Origin of the sequence: Thermodesulfobacterium commune DSM 2178, from assembly GCF_000734015.1 — a bacterium.
GTDB lineage: Bacteria > Desulfobacterota > Thermodesulfobacteria > Thermodesulfobacteriales > Thermodesulfobacteriaceae > Thermodesulfobacterium > Thermodesulfobacterium commune.
This window is the reverse complement of the sequence record NZ_CP008796.1, coordinates 403,976-423,244: the sequence shown is the minus strand read 5'-3', so window position 1 is coordinate 423,244 and position 19,269 is coordinate 403,976. Positions and strand designations below refer to the sequence as shown.

The following is a 19,269-nucleotide window of genomic DNA, read 5'->3' as shown; positions in this document are numbered from 1 at the left end:
ATGAGACCAGAACTCAAAAACTTTAAAGGTTTTACCTTAAAAAACTTACCTGAATATGAAGGCTTTGCTCAGGGCCATAGAGCCTGCCAGGGTTGTGGCACCGTGCTTCCTCTAAGGCTCGCCCTAAAGGCTCTTGGTCCCAATACCATCGCTGTCACTGCAACAGGTTGCATGGAAATCGTCTCAAGCCCCTTCCCCTATACCTCCTGGAATGTACCCTGGATCCATGTTGCCTTCGAAAACTCCGCCACCGTTGCCTCAGGTATCGAGGCTGCCATCAAAGCTCTTAAACGTAAAGGCAAACTTAAATCCAAAGAAAAAATAAATGTGGTCGTGTTTGCAGGAGATGGAGCTACCTTTGACATAGGGCTTCAGTGGCTCTCAGGTGCCCTTGAAAGAGGTCATGACTTTATCTACATCTGCCTTGATAACGAGGCCTACATGAATACAGGGGTGCAAAGGTCTGGAGCTACCCCCTTCGGGGCACACACCACCACAAGCCCTGCAGGTAAAGTCGTCAAAGGTCAAACCACCTGGAAAAAAAACCTGATGGGTATCGTGGTAGCTCACAACATACCCTATGCCGCAACCGCAAACCCTGCCTTCCCTATCGACCTCATGAATAAAGTCAAAAAAGCAGCCTTAATAAACGGACCTGCTTTTATCCATGTCTATGCAACCTGCCCCACCGGATGGGGGACCAAAAGCGAAGACAGCCTTCTTGTAGCTAAACTTGCCGTAGAAACAAGGGTCTTTCCTCTCTATGAAGTCATAGACGGAAAATACATCATCAACCGTAAAGTCGATAAACCTAAACCTGTAGAAGAATATCTCAAGCTCCAAAGAAGATTCAGACACCTTACCCCTGAACAAATAGCCTACATCCAGGAGAGAGTAAACCAGGAATACGAAAAACTTCTTAAACTAGCTGAATGCTTCGGTGAACCCCAAACAGAACAAAAAGAAGAGTAATTTCTTCTTGACAGTAAGAAAAAATAAATTATAATAATTTTCTTGTGAAAGCGGGCGTGGCTCAGCCTGGTAGAGCGGCTGCTTGCCATGCAGCAGGTCGCGGGTTCGAATCCCGTCGCCCGCTCTTTATTTTTTCAATTAAAGGTGTGATGTCATGAAGTTAGTCTTTTTTGGCCATTCCTGTTTCAAAATAGTTTCAGAAAAAGGAAAAAAGATTATCATAGATCCATGGCTTACTAATCCTCTTTCTCCTAAGGATGCTGACCAGGGTCCTTATGACTATATCCTTATCACCCATGCCCATGGAGACCATTTAGGGGAAGCCTTATCCCTTTCTAAAAAAGGTGGGGAAATTATCGCAATCCATGAAATTCAGCAATATCTCCTTCGGAAAGGTGCTACTAAAGCTATAGGCATGAACATAGGTGGAACTTATCGTTCAGATGGTATTAGTTTTACCATGGTGCCAGCCTTACACAGTTCTTCTTTTCCTGATGGAAGCTACGGAGGAGAACCCTGCGGTTTTGTGATCACCCTTGAAAATGGCTTAACCATCTATCATGCAGGTGATACCGGGGTCTTTTCAGACATGAAGTTAATCGGTGAACTCTATACCCCTGAGATAGCCTTATTACCAATAGGAGACCATTACGTAATGGGGCCTAAAGAGGCTGCCAAGGCTTGTGAACTTATCAGGCCTAAAGTAGTTATCCCTATGCATTATGGGACTTTTCCTGTGCTCTCAGGTAAGGTAGAAGATTTAGAAAACGAGATAAAAAAATATGGGCTTGAGATTAAGATACATCCTTTAAAGCCTGGTGAAGAATTCAATCTGTAAAGTCATCTATCATGCCCTGTTTTCTCGCACTATCAGGTTATAGTGGATCTGGAAAAACTACCATAGGTTCTTTTTTAGTTAAAAGATTAACTGAAGAGGGATATAAGGTAGGGGTAGTTAAATCTTGTAAAGAGAAAGAAATTTTTACGGATATACCTAATAAAGACACTTGGATTTACAGAGAAAACGGAGCTTCTGGGGTTGTTCTTTTTCAGGAAAAAATAATTACTCTTTATTTAGACCCTCAAAAAAACAATCTCACTTCTTTTAAAGACTGGTACAGTTATTTTCTATCAGTTTTTTGGGGATATGACTTAGTTTTGTTTGAGGGCTTCAAGAATGTAGACATTCTCCCTAAACTTTGGGTCTTAAAGGATAAAGAAGAGGATTTAAACTTAGTAAAAAAGGAACTTAAGAATCTTTTAGGTTTTGTGGTGAAAGAAGACATAGAGTGGTGGAAAAACAAGTTTCCTGAAGAAACTTTTTTTAGTATAGAGCAAGAAGAGGAGCTTTTGAGTTTTTTAAAAGATTTTATAGAGCAGAAAAGAGAAAAGGTGATACTAAAGGTTAACGGAAAGAAGGTTCCTCTTAAAGATTTTGTAGCAGACATTTTAGCCTATCCTCTTTTAGGTTTTGTTAAAGCCTTAAAAGGTGTCCCAGAAGAAATCCAAGAGATAGAAGTAAAAATAAAAAACATATCTTGACAAAACCAAGAAACCGTTTATATTTAAAAAAGTTTAAAAAAACGGTGGGCCGGTAACTCAGTCGGTAGAGTATCGGCCTTTTAAGCCGAGAGTCGCAGGTTCGAGTCCTGCCCGGCCCATATAAAGAGTTGTGCCCCCATCGTCTAGCCAGGTCCAGGACACCGGCCTTTCACGCCGGCGACAGGGGTTCGAATCCCCTTGGGGGCGCTTTTTTTCTTTTTCTAAAAATAATAGAACTCTTCTTTTTTGAGTCTAATTTTTATTTTTGTTATTCGAAGTAAGAATATTTTTGCAATTCTAAATAGACTTTCTTGACCTTAAGAACAGATAAATACCCGTTATCCCTATAATCCACCCTGCAATTCCAAAAGCGATAAAAAACCTTATATGGGAAGCGATAAGTGGCTTCTTAAAGTGAGCTATATCTAAATTATCCTTTATTTTTATTTCAATCTCTGTACTATGAAGCCCGTGTTCTGTCTCTCCCTTCGCTATAACCTTCCAAATACCTTTTTTATCTGGCATAAAACAAAAAATCCCGTTTTTATCAGTCCTTGCTTTTTGAAAAGGTATTTTTTCATCTGGTGAATAAACTTCTATCTCTGCATAGTTCATCGGTGATTTATCTGCAAAAAAGAAACTTACACAAATACCCTCCCTTTCTCTTACCTGATAACTAACCTCATGAGCAAACATTTTTTCCAAAAAACTTATACACAGTAAAAAACATGTTAATAACAAAACCTTCTTCATGCTTTTACCCCCACCTATTATAAATTTTATCTTTGCCAGGTAAGAGAGGTAATAAGCCAGAGATAGTCAGCTTTAGGGTCTGAAATCTTTAACTTATAAAAACACACCAAGGCATAGTAATTTTCTTTCATCTTAAGGTCTTCAACCCTTATTCTTGCTATCCCATTTGTGTCAGTTTTAGCTAATTCTTTATGAAAAGGGTTAAAAATGGTTACACCTTCAGCTGGTTTACCTTCATATAAGACCTTTATTACAACTTCGTCTTTTCTTTCATATGGAGTTTCTACAAAAACTGGTTCAAGCTTTAATCCTAAGGGTTTTTTTAGAAGAGATGAATCTGTAAAAATTGCTTTGGTTGCTTGAATCACATAAAAACTTTCTACCACTTGCAAACCCTGTTTTTGAGCTTCAATTTTATCCATTCTTTTTCTCCCTTCTGGTGTAGTAACCAGATAAACCCCATCCATAGAAGCAAGGATTAAAGAAGGCTTTTCTTTACCTGAAAGAAGGAGTTGGTTATTAATTATTTCTTTTTTTAGTGTTACAGATTTTCCTTTTTTATCAAAAGCTTTAATTTCTTTTATTGCTGCAGGATTATAAGATTCGACCTTCCCTTTATGTCCCCAAAGAACTTTAAACCTTCCGTCAGTTTCTTCTATCCAAAGCATATGACAAAAACCGATCTTTACCCAGAACAAAAAAGTTAAAAACATAAAAACCAAACTTAAAATAAATTTTTTCATGCTTTACCCCCCTTTGTTTTTAATTTTTGATTAAATTTGAAATAATACAGTGTTAAGCCTGCTAAGATAGTTAACATTCCTGCTAAAAGGGTTAGAGGCTTAGTAACGATAGTAAAAATAATCATCCAGAGGTTAACCAAAATAAAAGCAAAAGCTGAGAAAATAAATTTTTTCTTAAGTTTCATAAGACCTAAAACTGTCAGGCTTGCACATAGAGATAAAGTAAATCCTATGTAAAGAAGAAGAGCTTCAAAGGTTGAAGTCAAAACCATAAAAATAGCAATTAGTGCTTGAAGGAGTATAGAAAAAATAGGGGTCTTTTTTTCTGGATGAATTTTTGAAAATACTTTAAAGAATACCCCATCCCTTGCCATAGCATAATATACCCTTGGTCCGGCAAGTATCATAGCACTTAAAACAGAAAGAAGTCCCAAGGTAATACCAGCAGTAAAAATAAAAGAAAGTTCTTTTCCAAAAACTTTTTCGGCTGTCTTAGCCCCTAACTCCACAACGCCAGCCATCTCTTCAAAAGAAAGAACTTTAACATAAAGGTAGTTTGTCCCCAGATACAAAGTTGCAATCACTAAAATTCCTAACAAAAGGGCTAAAGGAATGTTTTTTTGTGGATTTTTTATCTCTTCTCCTATATAGGTTGCAGCATTCCATCCACTGTAGGCATACATAACATAGATAAGAGAAACAGGAAAACTTAAGCTTAATAGTGCCTCTTTTTTTGGAACTAAACTTCCGATCTCAAAGTTAGTCATTCCTTCTTTAGCGTATATGAATCCAAAGAAAATAAAGGTAAAAAGAAAAAAAACTTTAAAGAGAGTTATTCCTGTTTGAAAATTAGCCCCTATTTTAATTCGTTGGGTATGAACTAAAGAAAGAAGTAAAATCACTGATACAGCTAAAAGTTTGGAGATTAGTTCTGAGGTTTGTATGGAAAAAAGTTCTAAGAAGTATTTTGAAAAGGCAATAGCTGTTGCAGCAATAGGAGCAGAAAAACCAACGATAAGCGAAATCCAGCCAGCAAGGAATCCAAAAATCTCGCCAAAAGTTTCCTTCAAAAAAACATATTCTCCTCCTGCCCGAGGAAAAAGTCTACCAAGCTCAGCGTAACTAAGAGCACCAAAAAAAGCAATCAGACCTCCTAAGAGCCACAGAAAAAGAAGAGCCACTGGATCTCTAAGTTCCTTTATAATGAATCCAGAGGTGGTAAAAATACCTGTTCCTACGGTGTTTCCCACAACAAGCATGATAGCAGGAATAAGCCCTATCTCTCTTTTTAAAACCAGTTTTTCTTCCTTAAATCCATAGTTAATTTCAATTTGAGTAACATTTTTATTCATCAAAATCTCCAAAATCCCCCACATACACTAAATATTCAAAAGGAAGTTGAATTCCTCTGATTTTTTCATAGATATCTTCAAAGGTTCCAGCTATAACCCTTTCCTTTTCTTTATAACCAGCATGCAAAACAAAGATTACTTGAGTTTTTGGAGAGTAATATTTTTCTATCTTCTTTAAAACTTCAGTTATGTCTTTTATTCTCATGGTAAAAATAACAAGGTTTGTGCCTGTTTTAGCAAGGGCCTCAAGGTCAGAAAATCCTGCAGCAAGGGTTACACTTTGGGCCTTACCTCCGGTGATGCTCTTTCTTATAGCAGCATTAGCTGCATTAAAAGAACTAACCCCAGGAATGATTTCTGGGTTTAAGTCTTTAAATGCCTCCACATACCATATATGTGGACCGTAGATAGTAGGATCACCGTCTTCAAGAACGGCTACCACCTTACCTTGCTTAACAGCTTCTCTTATGATCTTGGTTATCTTTTCAAGCTCTTTTCTTTTTTCTTTTTCATCAAAACTTAAAGACTTTATTTCTATCTGAGATTTAGGGTTCCCTCTATCTTTTCGATAAAAAAGATGAAAAATACCAAATCCTGCATCATAAACCTCCTTTCCCTCAATTAAATTTTTTACCCTTTCACAAGTCCATTTACTGCAAAAGATAACATCAGCTTTTTTGATAACTTCATAAGCCCTTAAGGTCAAATTATCAGGGTCTCCAACCCCGGTGCTAACAAGATAAAGTCTACCTTCTGCTTGAGCCAAGGAAAAATTTAAACTTATGAGAAAGAAGCTTAAAAATAAAATTTTTTTAAGATTTTTCATTTTATAACCCCCCTTTTTTTACTTTTAAAAATTAAAGGATATAGACCCAAAGACATTAAAAGGAGTTCCTGGGTAATAGTTATTGCTGGTACCAAAAATATATCTTCTATCAAACAGATTGTTAAACTCAACGGTTAACCTAAGGTTTTTGAGCCTTAAACTTCTTATTTCTTCTTTATTGTAAGAAACCATCAAATCAAAGACTTCATACCCAGAAACCTTCTCTGTACGTGCTAAATTACCGTAGTAACTACCCACATACCTAAATCTGGGAACTATTTCAAAACCTTTATACCTTGCTATAAGTCCTGTAGTGAGCATCTTTTCTGGAACTCCTATTACTTGTTTTCCATCCACAGGATAACGAGTTCCGGCACTTATGATGTCTCCATCATATTTCATCTTTACATAAGATGGGTTAAAAAATAAGGAAAATTTATCTGTAAGATGAAAGGTTGAAGCAAGCTCAAAACCATATCCTCTCGCCTTACCGATAAAGGTATTAAAACTTACAGGTCTACCAGTAGAAGGATCAATCAGAAGCTGGGCAGGGTTATCAGGATCTTTCCATCCTGGAGTAAAAGGCGTGTTTAAGTTTTTGTGTTTAGAGAAGTAAACAGTTGGATATAACTCAAATTTCTCTGCTCTAATCCTAAGCCCCAAATCCCAGTTATAAGTTTCTTCACACTTATAATCGTTAAACAGGTCATCTAAAGTTATGCCCATCTTTTTGAATTTCTCATAAAGGCGATAATAAAGGTTTACGATAGGCATATACATATAAGGAGTTTGAAAAGTTTTACCAAAGCTTGTATAAACTTCTATTTTTTCATTAAAAGAATATGAAAGACCAAAGGAAGGGACCCAAGCAGAATAACTTCTTCCACCATAGTCAAGTTTAGGCTCTCTTAGCAAGTAAGGCACTGTTCCGTTGTATTGAGTAATGTATCCTTCATTTTTTCCGTCTTTTTTCTTTATATATTGAAGACCTGCTTGCCAGTTTAGTTTACCTATGTTTCCTGCAAACTTAAGGTAAGGACTTGAAGAATAGCCATCTGAAATACTTTTGGTAAATCTACCCCATCCAATAAAAGTTAAGCTACCATCAGGGTTTAACCAATAGTTTTTAGAAGGTCTGTCATCCCACTCTTGAAGCTCGTAATGGTAACCTAAAAGTCCTCTAACAAACTTTAAATCAAAAACAAGTTGAGTTAAAGCCCCTTTTCTTTTAACCTCCCATCCACTCCAGGTTACTCCTGGTTTACTTTGTCTCATAGGACCTGAGATGCTTATAGTTCCGCTCCAATCCTCTTTTTCTTCTATTCTGTAATAAGGTTTTATCTGAAGCATCAATTGGTCTAACAATTTTATATCTAAAAAGGCATAATAGTCTTTATTTGTCCATCCAAGTTTCTGATATTTATAGTAATACCAATCTTTTGTAGAATTGCCCGTAAAGTTTTCATTATAGTCTAACCATCTATCTTTCTTAGCATCTGGATATGAAAGAGTAGCATACTTATGATGGTCAAGGTCATTATAGTTTGCCCAAAGTTTTATGTTAATTCTATTTCCTAAAGCCTGAACCAAAGTAAAGTTTAGGTTTTCTCTTGGACCAAGTTTTCCCTTGCCTCTCCACTTATCTGCCTCTGCATAAGAATAAGAAAGGGAAAGCTTAGTGCCTAAGGACGGTAATTTACCCGAATCAACCCTTAAGAAGGTTTTAGTATAATCATTCATCCCTAAGCCCTGTTTAAATTCAAACCCAAATTTATCTTTTGCCCATTTTGGTTTTAACTCAACCGTTCCCCCTCTTGTTCCTGCACCTGTTCCAAGGTCAACAGGAATAACCCCTCTGTAGACATCGATTGCCTCCAAGTTTTCTAAATCAAAAATGTATTCCCTTGGACCGATAGGGTTTCCTCCGTAAACAGGGACCCCTTCAACAGACATCGTTCCCAAGGAACCAGAAACACCTCTTATCGTTATACTTCTCTGAGTTGAAGAAATACCTGCAGGATCAGGAGTTTCAAAATATACCCCTGGTAAAATATTTAAGATAGACCAAACGTTGCTACTACCCCTTTCTCCAGATAGTTCAATACCTTTTTTGGTGATCCCGATCCCTGTATAAACTGTTTCTGCTGTCTCTTTGGTAGGGGTAATTATTTTTTCACTAGTAACTATTACTTCAGGTAAAGATTCCTCTTTTTCCAACCTTTCCTTATCGATCTCCTCTGCAAAACCCTTAGAAACAAAAAATATTTTTAAAGCCAAAATAAAAAATAAAGCTTTTTTGCCCCACATTTCAACCCCCTATCAAGAACTAATTTGCATTAGTTGTAACTTAAAGCATATTTTTAAAAATTATTACTTATTTTGATAACATATTTTAAAAAAATGTCAATAAAAAATATTTTTATATTTTTTATAACTTAAAATTGCAAAAAATTTGAAAAATTTTTCAAGTTTTAGTGATTTAAATGTGAAACAACCAAAAAGAAAATGTTACTAAAATGTGTTTAAAAAAGAAAAGCTGAAAACAACACAGAAATAAGAACTACGTAAACAAGGTTAACCTTTCGATAGAGGGCAAAGAAACTCACCATAGCCATCATGGCTTTCAAGAAATTCCAGTCTAAAGAAACTATAAACTTAATTAACACAAAAAGAAGTAAAGCAGAAAAAGAGGCTAAGATTCCCTGTTTTGCTTTTAAAAAAATTTTTAATTGATTCATCTTATCTGAAAACTCGCAGAATAATGCCATTATAATAAAAGATGGGGTAAAAACAGAAATCGTTGCCATCAAAGCTCCCAAAAGACCTTTTAATAGATAACCGACAAAAGTGGCTGTTATCACTATCGGTCCTGGAGTAACTTGCCCAAGGGCTATACCATCCATGAAAGTTCTGTTATCAATCCAGCCCAATCTATCTACAAATTCATGCATCATAAGAGGTAAAGAAGCATAGCCTCCTCCAAAAGCAAAAAGGTCTATTTTTATCATAACTAAAGAAATATTAAAAAGAGTCTTATCCCAAAAGTATAAAAAGAATAACTCTATAAAAGGAATAAAAATCAAGATTAAAAGACCTTGATAATTTATCCTCTTTGAAGTCTCTGTTTTATTGATAGAAACATCTTTAAAAACCAGTTGAGAAAGAACCAAACATATAAAAATTATCAAAAAAGGACTAACCTTAAAAAATAAAAGTAAAAAAGAAAGAATTGCCATAAACATTTCTGCTTTAGAGTTAACTAAAGGTCTTGCAAAACTTAAAAAGGCATTGGCAACGATGCTAACCACTACTACTTGAAGTCCAGTAAACACTGAGATAACCTTTGGAAGGTCATGGGTCTTAACATAAACCTGAGATAAAAAAAGCATGAACAAGAAAGCAGGCAACCCAAAACCTGTAAAACTGGCAAGACCTCCGAGAATTCCTCTGGTTTTAAACCCAACATAACCAGCCATCTGAATAGCAGTTGCACCGGGAATAACCTGAGCAAGAACTACCCCATCCTGAAAGGTTTGTTTATCAAGCCATTCCCTTTTCTCTACCACTAACTCCTTAATATAAGCTACCATCGCAGGACCACCAAAAGCAGTAAACCCCAGTTTTAAAAAACTAAAAAACAGCTCTACAATCTTAACGTGATTGTTTATCATCTATACCAAGGGGTTGCTAACTTCCTGTTTTTCATATTGCCAAAATAACCACTCTCGTAGACTCAAAATCATTACTTACCAAAAAAGCAAACAGCAATTAATTTTGGATAACTCACCCCTTCTCTTTCTGCTATTTTATCCCAAATTAAAATAACTATACTCCTAAAAAAACCTCTCAAATAACATCTATAAATCATACGAAAACACCTAAAAAAACCTTTCTAATTGGTCAACCTTTCAGAAGCCTTTCAAGGTTAAGACTATCTTTTTTAAAAGAATAACATAAAATAATAATATAATCAACAACGGCACAAATTGACTTAAACAGATTTTATATAGGTTTGAAAACAGAGATTTTAGCCAATTTTTTTATAGATTAAAAAAGAACTTTACGAAAGCGAAGTTATTAAAATAATCCAGCTCATACTATTTAGACCAGCAATTTTTATTTTCAAAATTAAACAAAAATATACAAAAATCTAAAAACCCTTGAATTTAATTGTATATTTTTGTAACTTTTTGTTAAAAAATATTTCTCAAAACTTAAGGATTTCCTTTTGTTAAGAGAACTTGTATTTCTGGCATATTTTTCGCATTGCTTAGATTAATAAAAAAATTCAAAAATAGGAGGTTTTAAAAATGGTTGGGTCAAAAATTAAAAAATTGGGTTTAGTGATCACCATAGGAAGTTTATTCCTTAATGTACAAGGGATAAAAGCAGAGGATACTCCTCAACCTAAAAAAATAACAGGAAGTCTTTCTGGAGGAGTTTTTAACCAGTATGTATTTCGTGGTTATGAACTTAGTTCGGATAGTCTGGTTATTCAGCCTTCTATTACCCTTTCTTACGGTGGTTTTTCGGTTAATTATTGGGGCAATTTAGATACCCATGAAAATCCTACCCAAAGTTTTAATCCAGATAGACCAAACAAAAAAAGCTTTAACGAGCACGATATAACAGTCAGTTATACCTATACCCGAAACAAACTTTCTTTAACCGGAGGCTATATCTATTATGGAACTAAATATACTGAAGAAACTGAAGAGATTTTTTTTAGCGCAAGCTATGATATGTTTATTAAACCAACGATAACTATTTATAGAGATATCGCCACCTATCCCGGTACTTATGTTAATTTTAGTCTTTCTTATACTAAAAACTTATATAAAAATATTAATCTTGACTTAGCAGCTGGGTTTGGTTATTTCAAGGGGGATAGCAACTACTGGAGAACTTATGAAAAAAGCACCCACGATTATACAGGGAAAAAATATACGGGGTTTCATGATGGAAAAATACAAGCGATAGTTAGCATTCCACTCACTAAAAACTTTATGATACAACCAACGGTTCAATACTGGTTCCCTCTCTCAAGCAAAGCCCAAAAAAAAGTAGAAGGCAAGTCTTATAACCCTAACGGACATCTTGATAATACCTGGGTAGCAGGAGTTAACTTTACCTTAAATTTTTAAATAACAAACACTAAAAATAGGAGGGGTAGAAATGACAAAAAAATTTATGGAGCAAATCTTAAATTTTTTAGCATTTTCTTGGATGATGGTTTTAGTCTATTCGAAAGATGTTTTAGCTGATCAAACATCTCAACCAAAACTTGACACAGGAGACACTGCCTGGATGCTTATTTCTTCAGCTTTAGTTATGTTTATGACAATTCCTGGCCTTGCCCTTTTTTATGGAGGCCTTGCTAAAAAAAAGGATGTACTAAACACCATAGCCATGAGCTTTGTTGCCTATTGCATCGTAAGTTTATTATGGGTGATATATGGGTATAGTTTAAGTTTTTCTGGTGATATAAAAGGCATGATAGGAAATTTTGATAAAATCTTATTAAAAGGAATCAGTATTGATTCTCTCCAAGGAACGATACCAGAGGTACTTTTTTGCATGTATCAACTTACGTTTGCCGGGATAACAGTTGCTTTGATAAGTGGAGCTTATATAGAAAGAATAAAGTTTTCAGCATGGATTATTTTTTCTGTTTTATGGATGAGCCTTGTTTATATACCGGTAGCTCATTGGGTATGGGGAGGAGGATTTCTTTCTAAATTAGGAGCCCTTGATTTTGCAGGAGGAACTGTGGTTCATGTTAACGCTGGGATAGCTGCTTTGGTAGGAGCTTTAATCCTTGGGAAAAGAAAGAAGAATTATCTTCTCCCTAACAACTTAACCTTAGTGGTGATAGGTAGTGGAATCTTATGGTTTGGATGGTTTGGATTTAACGGAGGAAGTGCTGTAGCCTCAAATGGGCTTGCAGCCCAAGCATTTCTTAATACAAACCTCGCCTGTGCTGTAGCAGCCCTTGCCTGGATGGTTACAGAATGGATGATTACTAAAAAACCTACCCTACTTGGGATTGCCTCCGGGATAGTAGCTGGTTTGGTAGCCATAACTCCAGCAGCTGGATTTGTTAACGTGTTTGGGGCTATGGTCATTGGAATCTTAGCAGGAAGTCTATCATATTTTAGTGTTACAGCGATGAAATCAAAATTGGGATATGATGATGCTCTTGATGTATTTGGAATTCATGGGGTAGCAGGAATTATCGGTGCTATTCTGACTGGAGTTTTTGCAGACCCATCTATCAATGAACTTGGGAAGGGATTACTTTATGGAAACCCTAACCAAGTTCTTATACAGATCCTTGCAGTATTAATTACCATAGTTTATACTGCCCTTATGACTGGTATAATATTCCTGGTCATCAGACTTTTCATGAAAATTAGGGTTTCAGATGAAGAGGAAACTACAGGACTTGATTCTACCCAACATGGAGAAAAGGCTTATAATTTTTAATAACTAACTAAAAACTTAAAAGGAGGGCAAGATGAAAAAAATAGAAGCTATAATAAAGCAAGTTAAACTCGAAGAGGTAAAAGATGCCCTGGTTATGGCTGGAATACAAGGTATGACCATCACAGAAGTTCAAGGTTTTGGAAGACAAAAAGGACATGTAGAATTATACAGAGGTTCTGAAGTAGAGGTACTCTTTGTTCCAAAGATAAAAATAGAATTAGTGGTTCCTGATTCTTTGGTAGAAAAGGTAGTACAAACCATCTTAGAAAAAGCTTATACCGGCACGGTGGGAGATGGTAAAATCTTTATCATACCTGTAGAAGAAGCTATAAGGATCAGAACCAAAGAAAAAGGAGAAAAAGCCATTTAAGGGAAAAAAATAATGATAGCTATCATAAAAAATGTAAAAGAAGAAGGGCCTGGAAGTATAGAGACCTATCTAAAAAAATACCGGATCCCTTATAAAATTTTTGAAGCTCAAGAAGGAGAACTACCTTTCAGTTTAGATGATTACACCGGGTTAATTGTAATGGGTGGACCGATGGGAGTATATGAAATGGAGCAATACCCCTATTTAAGGGGTGTTGCTCAAATTATAGAAAAAGCAATCAATAAAAACTTAAAAGTCCTGGGGATCTGTCTTGGAGCTCAGTTGATAGCTCATGTTCTCGGGGCTAAAGTTTTTAAAGGACCTAAAGAGGAAATTGGTTGGTTTGAGGTTGAATTAACTCCCCAAGGTTTAGAAGATCCTTTGATGCTTTCTTTAGCTACACATCCTGCAACAGGCCAAATTTCTAAGAAATTTAAAGTATTCCAGTGGCATGGAGACACTTTTGACCTCCCCTCAGGGGCTATCCATCTTGCAAGATCAACTCTTTATGAAAACCAAGCTTTTAAATTTGATCAAAAGGTTTATGCCCTTCAATTTCACGTAGAAGTAACCAAAAATATAATTGCCCAATGGTTTGAGGACTTTCCTTTAAAAAACGTTATACTTAAAGAATCAGAAGAAATCTATATAGAATACTCATTAAGGGCAAAAAATTTTTATGACAAATTCTTTACCCTTTAAAAAGGTTGGTTAGATGATACCATACTTATGAAGACGATAGTTTAGCTGTCTTCTTGTCATCCCTAAAAGTTTAGCTGCTTGCGTTTGGTTAAACTTGCAAGCTTTAAGTGCTGAGATGATCCTTTGTTTCTCCTCTTCCTCTATTTGTTGCTTGAGGTTGATGGCTTGTAAGGAACTTTCTTGAACATCAGATTTAGGTTGACTTATTTGACAAGATTTAAAAACTTCAGGTAGGTGTTCTGGTGTAATCAATTCATCATCAGAGAGTATTACCATACTTTCAAGAGTATTTTCAAGTTCTCTTACATTACCTGGCCAAGGATATTCTAAAAAAATTTTTAAAACTTCTTTAGAAATTTTTACCGATTTTTGATATTTTTGGTTTAGTTGATTTAAAAAATGTTCGATTAAAACCACTATATCTTCTTTTCTTTCCCTTAAAGGAGGTATGTATATGTTTACTACGTTTATTCTAAAGTACAGATCCTCTCTAAACTTACCCTGGCTGATAAGCTCTTTTAAGTTTTTATGCGTAGCTGAAATCAAACGAAAATCTACCTTTATGGATTTAGTTCCTCCTAATCTTTCAAAGGTATGCTCCTGTAAAACCCTTAACAACTTAGCTTGAAGAGATAAAGGAAGATCTCCGATTTCATCTAAAAATAGAGTCCCTCCGTTAGCCAACTCAAATTTTCCAGGCTTAGAGGTAAAAGCTCCGGTAAAAGCCCCTTTTTCATAACCAAAAAGCTCTGCCTCTAATAAATTTTCTGGGATAGCCGCACAATTTATGGCTATAAAAGGTTTGTCTGCTCTATCACTGTTAAAGTGGATGGCTTTAGCTATTAACTCTTTTCCGGTACCACTTTCTCCCTGAATTAAAACTGGAGCCTTGGTAGAGGAGATTTTTTCACATATCTTTATTATCTGTCTCATCTGTTCTGAAGAATATACAAGATTGTAAAACTGATATTTTTTCTTTACCTCTTTTTCAAAAAATTCTCTTTTCTTTTTCTCCTCATAGAGTAAGTTGTAAATCTTTATTATCTGAGCAAAGAGTGTGGCTAAAATTTCTAAAACCCTTAGGTCTTCAGCAAAATCTGTATTTACATCAAATATCCTGTCAACCGATAAAACCCCAAAGATTTCATCTCCTAACTTGATGGGAACACATAAAAAAGAAATTTTGTCTTTTTTAACCCTGGCCCCTGTTTTATTTAAAAACATAGGTTCTTCACCTATGTTTGGTACAATCATAGGTTGTCCTGATTCAAAAACCTTACCTACAATACCTTCTCCAATTTTGTAACGTCCTCTTCTAATCTGTTCTTCTGTAAGTCCATAGGCTACAACTATTTTTAGCTCATTAACAGCTGAATCAAAAAGCGTAACCGTGCCCCTTGTTAAATATAGGTCTTCTGCAAGTATTTGCAGAGCATTTTTCAAATTTTCAAAAATGTTTAAAGATGAACTTAAAACCTTACTCACTTTAAACAAAGTAAGAAGTTCTTGGTAAGCTCGTTCTATTTGATTTTTTGATATCATCTTTCATTTTCTCAAACTATGTTTTTACAATAAAAAATTATAACTACCTTTAAAAACTTATCAAGTTTACCAAGATATGTGTAAAAATTTTCTATGTAAGGATTTGATTGAACCATAAGTTACACAATTTTACAAAAATTTACTTTAATGCACTTTTTGGTTTATATCGAACTTTTTTATCTAAACTGTATATCCAGGCTTTAATAGGCATACAAATTGCTTTAATTTTTGAAACAACCTTGATGGAGGAGGTAAAAGATGCTAAACAAACCCAGAGACAAAAAAGATGTGATGGAACTTATCAAAGCTCATGATGTAATGTTTGTAAAGCTCTGGTTTACCGATGTATTAGGTCAACTAAAAAGTTTTACCATCCACGTAGATGAATTAGAGGTTGCCTTTGAGGAAGGGATGGGATTTGACGGTTCTTCTATCCAGGGGTTTGCAAGGATTGATGAATCAGATATGGTGGCTATTCCAGACCCAACGACTTTTATCATTCTTCCTTGGAGACCTAAAGAAAAAACTGTAGCAAGGATGTTTTGCGATATCTATGAACCAGATGGTAGTCCTTATAAAGGAGACCCAAGGTATGTGTTAAAGAAAGCGTTAGAAAAAATGCAAGAAATGGGTTTTACAAATTTTTTTGTAGGACCTGAGTTAGAGTTTTTCTACTTTAAATCACCTAATAATCCTGAAATTTTGGATCAGGGGGGATACTTTGATTATTCCTTAGATGCTGCTGAAGACCTAAGAAGAGATACCATTTTGGCTTTAGAAGCCATGGGGATTAGGGTTGAGTATTCTCATCATGAGGTGGCTCCTTCTCAACACGAAATAGACTTAAGGTATGCCAACGCTTTAGACATGGCAGATATCGTTATGACTTACAAGGTTACTGTTAAAGAAATAGCTCAAAAATATGGAGTTTATGCTACCTTCATGCCTAAACCTATATTTGGAGTAAACGGAAGTGGTATGCATACCCACCAGTCTCTTTTCATAGGAGATAAAAATGCCTTTTTTGACCCTCAAGACCCATATCATCTTTCTGATATTGCCAAACAATATACCGCCGGAATACTTAATCATATTAGAGAAATCACTTTAGTGCTTAATCAATGGGTAAATTCCTATAAAAGACTGGTTCCTGGATACGAAGCTCCGGTTTACATCTGTTGGGCAAGAAGAAATAGGTCTGCCTTAATTAGGGTTCCTATGTATAAACCAGGAAAAGAGAAAGCTACCAGGATTGAACTTAGGTCTCCTGACCCAGGATGTAATCCATATTTAGCGTTTGCAGCCATGCTTTGGGCAGGCTTAAAAGGAATTCAAAATAAATACACATTGCCAGACCCTGTAGAACTCGATGTATACCATCTAACTCCTGAAGAAAGAAAAAAGTTAGGTATAAAAGAGTTGCCCGGAAGCTTGTATGAGGCCATAGAGGAGGCAGAAAAAGGTACGGTGTTAAGGGAGGTTTTAGGTGAACACATCTATAATCAGCTTATCACAAACAAAAAATTAGAATGGGATGATTACAGAATAAGGGTTTTTGAATACGAAATAGAAAAATACCTGCCAGTCCTTTAAAGATGAATGATTTTAAAAAGCCCCCTTCTCGGGGGCTTTTTAAAATTAAACCTGTTAAAGTTGTTCTTAAGGAATTTATCGACCTTCCTTATTTGAATACGATATTGGGTAAACTGGAAAAACTGTATGCTTCTAAAATTCCCTTTCTTTTGTGGGGAGAAAGAGGAGTTGGAAAATCTTCTATAGCTAAATTAGTCCACCATTCAGCAAATAAAAACCATCCTTTCTTTTATTTAGACTGTTTAGAATGTTTTTATAAAGAAGAAATACTTAAAGAGTTTTATCTTCTGCAAAATCAAAATGGAACTATCTTTTTAAAACACTTAGAGGCCTTTCCAGAAGAACTTTTAAGGAATTTGCTTAAATTTATTTTATATAACTCTCAATTAAAAATAATAGCTTCATCTTCTACTTCAGAAATTCAGTCAGACCCAATTAAAACTTACTTTTATATCTTTCAGGTTCTACCTTTAAGAGAAAGAAAAGATGATATTCCTGTTCTTTTATCTCATTTTTTAAATAAATTTAACCGTATATACAACAAGAAAATTTCCTTTCATCCTTCAACCATAGAAATATTAAAAGAATATCCTTGGCCTGATAACATATTAGAAATCCAAAATTTAGTAGAAAGACTAGTAATTTTTAAAAATAAAAAAATATATCCAAGAGACATTTTTGGTTTTTTAGGTCTTAACTTTCAACAAAAATTAACAAAATTGTAAAAAATTGTATATATATGTAGATTTAGGTTAAAGACATGGCGTTATAAAGCGCTAAAAATTGGGTATGCTTTTTGATTATATTTTTGAAGCTTTAAAAAGTTTTTATAAAAAGGGTGAAAAATGAAGCCGATTAACTTTTCAAGTTTTTATCCGGATTTTTTTGTAGAACGCTTAGAAAACAAATGTATAAAATGTAAAATCTGTGTTAAAGAGTGCACCTATGAGGTGCATACCTGGGATGAAAAAAAGAAAATTCTCAAAGAAGACCATGGTAAATGTGTAGGATGTCATAGATGTGAAGCTATGTGTCCAACTGATGCTATCATAATTAAAAGACATCCTTCTCAATTTAGAGAACATCATCTATGGAATCCTTATTTTATAAAAAACATATACAAACAAGCAGACAAAGGTGGTGTTTTACTCTCTTCTACCGGATGTGATTTACCTTTAAAGATATATTTTGATCATCTTGTCATCGATGCATGTCAAGTTACCAACCCACCCATAGACCCTTTAAGAGAACCTATGGAACTTCGTACCTATATAGGGTCAAAACCCGAAAAATTAGAGGTAGAAAAAACAGAAACAGGATATAAGCTAAAAAAAGCTTTACCTCCTTTAATAAAGTTAGAAATGCCTATAATATTTTCTGGAATGTCTTATGGATCTATAAGTCTTCATATTCATCAAGGACTGGCGCGTGCAGCTAAAGAGTTAGGAATTCTTTACAACACCGGTGAAGGAGGTTTGCATCCTTCTTTGTATGAATACAAAGACCATACAATAGTCCAGTGTGCTTCTGGAAGGTTTGGGGTAAATGTAGATTATCTTAATGCTGGAGTAGCCATTGAAATCAAAATAGGTCAGGGAGCCAAACCTGGTATAGGGGGACATCTTCCAGGAGAAAAGGTTAACAAAGAAATCTCTAAAACCAGGATGATACCTTTAGGGACTGATGCTCTATCCCCAGCCCCACATCATGACATTTATTCAATAGAGGATTTGAGAGGCCTTATATATGCCTTAAAGGAGGCTACTGAGTATAAGAAGCCGGTGTTTGTAAAAGTAGCTGCAGTACATAACATAGCAGCTATTGCTTCTGGGATAGTAAGGGCTGGAGCCGATGCGGTAGTTATAGATGGTATAAGAGGAGGTACCGGTGCTGCTCCGACTATGTTTAGGCAATATGTAGGAATCCCTATAGAACTTGCTATTTCCGCTGTAGATAAACGATTAAGAGAAGAAGGTATCAGACATAAAACCACGTTAATCGCCTCTGGAGGTATCCGTTGTAGTGCTGATGTGGTGAAAGCCATCGCCTTAGGTGCAGACGTGGTAGCGATAGGAACCCCTCTTCTGATTGCCGTAGGATGTACCCTCTGTCAAAGATGTTATACAGGAAAATGTCCTTGGGGTATAGCTACCAATAATCCTGAGCTTATCAAAAGGCTTCCACCAGAAGTAGTCTACGAGAAGGTATATAACCTTATGAATGCATGGAGAAGCGAAATCAAAGAAATGCTTGGAGCTATGGGATTAAATTCGATAGAAAGTTTAAGAAGCAATCGAGACAAATTGAGGGCTATAGGGTTAACTAAAGAAGAAATGGAAATCCTTGAAGTAAAACATGCAGGAGAATAAAAGAAGAAAGGGGTTTAGG

The 19,269-nt window shown here is 35.4% G+C and carries 17 protein-coding genes and 3 tRNA genes; 13 read left to right on the top strand and 7 right to left on the bottom strand.

Annotated elements, in window-relative coordinates:
• The 6 genes from porB (at position 1) to HL41_RS02115 (ending at position 2,721) form a co-directional block, all read left to right on the top strand.
• Positions 1-972: a pyruvate synthase subunit PorB gene (gene porB, locus HL41_RS02140; protein WP_038059975.1), complete on the top strand. Its 972-nt coding sequence runs from the start codon at positions 1-3 to the stop codon at positions 970-972.
• A gap of 50 nt (positions 973-1,022) precedes the next feature.
• Positions 1,023-1,096 (top strand) — tRNA-Gly (locus tag HL41_RS02135).
• Between the two features lie 30 nt (positions 1,097-1,126).
• The gene (locus HL41_RS02130) at positions 1,127-1,810 is read left to right on the top strand and encodes a metal-dependent hydrolase (RefSeq protein ID WP_022856176.1); all 684 of its coding nucleotides are present in this window, start codon (positions 1,127-1,129) and stop codon (positions 1,808-1,810) included.
• A gap of 11 nt (positions 1,811-1,821) precedes the next feature.
• Positions 1,822-2,514 (top strand): molybdopterin-guanine dinucleotide biosynthesis protein B, encoded by a 693-nt coding sequence (locus HL41_RS02125; protein WP_022856177.1) that lies wholly within the window; start codon positions 1,822-1,824, stop codon positions 2,512-2,514.
• A 46-nt stretch (positions 2,515-2,560) separates the two neighbouring features.
• Positions 2,561-2,633 (top strand) — tRNA-Lys (locus HL41_RS02120).
• Between the two features lie 13 nt (positions 2,634-2,646).
• Positions 2,647-2,721 (top strand) — tRNA-Glu (locus HL41_RS02115).
• A 90-nt stretch (positions 2,722-2,811) separates the two neighbouring features.
• Here HL41_RS02115 and HL41_RS08955 read toward each other — a convergent pair.
• The 6 genes from HL41_RS08955 to chrA all read right to left on the bottom strand — a co-directional run bounded on the left by HL41_RS08955 (position 2,812) and on the right by chrA (position 9,859).
• Positions 2,812-3,267 (bottom strand): hypothetical protein, encoded by a 456-nt coding sequence (locus tag HL41_RS08955; RefSeq protein ID WP_051754446.1) that lies wholly within the window; start codon positions 3,265-3,267, stop codon positions 2,812-2,814.
• Positions 3,268-3,293: 26 nt separating this feature from the next.
• Complete coding sequence (locus HL41_RS02105) at positions 3,294-4,010, bottom strand: DUF4198 domain-containing protein (RefSeq protein ID WP_038059976.1); 717 nt, start codon at positions 4,008-4,010, stop codon at positions 3,294-3,296.
• Positions 4,007-5,362 (bottom strand): amino acid permease, encoded by a 1,356-nt coding sequence (locus HL41_RS02100; protein ID WP_051754445.1) that lies wholly within the window; start codon positions 5,360-5,362, stop codon positions 4,007-4,009. The genes HL41_RS02105 and HL41_RS02100 overlap by 4 nt, the downstream gene beginning before the upstream one ends.
• The gene (locus tag HL41_RS02095; protein WP_022856181.1) at positions 5,355-6,188 is read right to left on the bottom strand and encodes an SAM-dependent methyltransferase; all 834 of its coding nucleotides are present in this window, start codon (positions 6,186-6,188) and stop codon (positions 5,355-5,357) included. The genes HL41_RS02100 and HL41_RS02095 overlap by 8 nt, the downstream gene beginning before the upstream one ends.
• Before the next feature lie 24 nt (positions 6,189-6,212).
• On the bottom strand, positions 6,213-8,495 hold the full coding sequence (locus HL41_RS02090) for a TonB-dependent receptor (RefSeq protein ID WP_051754444.1): 2,283 nt from the start codon (positions 8,493-8,495) through the stop codon (positions 6,213-6,215).
• Positions 8,496-8,710: 215 nt separating this feature from the next.
• Positions 8,711-9,859, bottom strand: a complete 1,149-nt coding sequence (chrA, locus tag HL41_RS02085) for a chromate efflux transporter (protein ID WP_038059977.1) — start codon at positions 9,857-9,859, stop codon at positions 8,711-8,713.
• Between the two features lie 639 nt (positions 9,860-10,498).
• Between chrA and HL41_RS02080 the strand changes: the two genes are divergently transcribed.
• The 4 genes from HL41_RS02080 (at position 10,499) to HL41_RS02065 (ending at position 13,746) form a co-directional block, all read left to right on the top strand.
• On the top strand, positions 10,499-11,332 hold the full coding sequence (locus HL41_RS02080) for a TorF family putative porin (protein WP_038059978.1): 834 nt from the start codon (positions 10,499-10,501) through the stop codon (positions 11,330-11,332).
• A gap of 82 nt (positions 11,333-11,414) precedes the next feature.
• Positions 11,415-12,674, top strand: coding sequence for an ammonium transporter (locus HL41_RS02075; RefSeq protein ID WP_345968895.1), 1,260 nt, complete (start codon positions 11,415-11,417; stop codon positions 12,672-12,674).
• A gap of 31 nt (positions 12,675-12,705) precedes the next feature.
• On the top strand, positions 12,706-13,044 hold the full coding sequence (locus HL41_RS02070; RefSeq protein ID WP_038059979.1) for a P-II family nitrogen regulator: 339 nt from the start codon (positions 12,706-12,708) through the stop codon (positions 13,042-13,044).
• Between the two features lie 12 nt (positions 13,045-13,056).
• Entirely contained in the window at positions 13,057-13,746 is a 690-nt protein-coding gene (locus HL41_RS02065; RefSeq protein ID WP_051754443.1) for a type 1 glutamine amidotransferase, read from the top strand.
• A gap of 9 nt (positions 13,747-13,755) precedes the next feature.
• On the opposite strand, the gene HL41_RS02060 is transcribed toward HL41_RS02065, so the two are convergent.
• Entirely contained in the window at positions 13,756-15,288 is a 1,533-nt protein-coding gene (locus tag HL41_RS02060; protein WP_038059980.1) for a sigma-54 interaction domain-containing protein, read from the bottom strand.
• Positions 15,289-15,546: 258 nt separating this feature from the next.
• Here HL41_RS02060 and HL41_RS02055 point away from each other — a divergent pair, with 258 nt between their 5' ends.
• The 3 genes from HL41_RS02055 (at position 15,547) to HL41_RS02045 (ending at position 19,250) form a co-directional block, all read left to right on the top strand.
• Positions 15,547-16,881: a glutamine synthetase family protein gene (locus HL41_RS02055; RefSeq protein ID WP_038059981.1), complete on the top strand. Its 1,335-nt coding sequence runs from the start codon at positions 15,547-15,549 to the stop codon at positions 16,879-16,881.
• A gap of 2 nt (positions 16,882-16,883) precedes the next feature.
• Entirely contained in the window at positions 16,884-17,606 is a 723-nt protein-coding gene (locus HL41_RS02050; protein WP_038059982.1) for an AAA-type ATPase lid domain-containing protein, read from the top strand.
• A 120-nt stretch (positions 17,607-17,726) separates the two neighbouring features.
• Entirely contained in the window at positions 17,727-19,250 is a 1,524-nt protein-coding gene (locus tag HL41_RS02045; RefSeq protein ID WP_038059983.1) for a glutamate synthase-related protein, read from the top strand.
• Positions 19,251-19,269 lie beyond the last annotated feature (19 nt).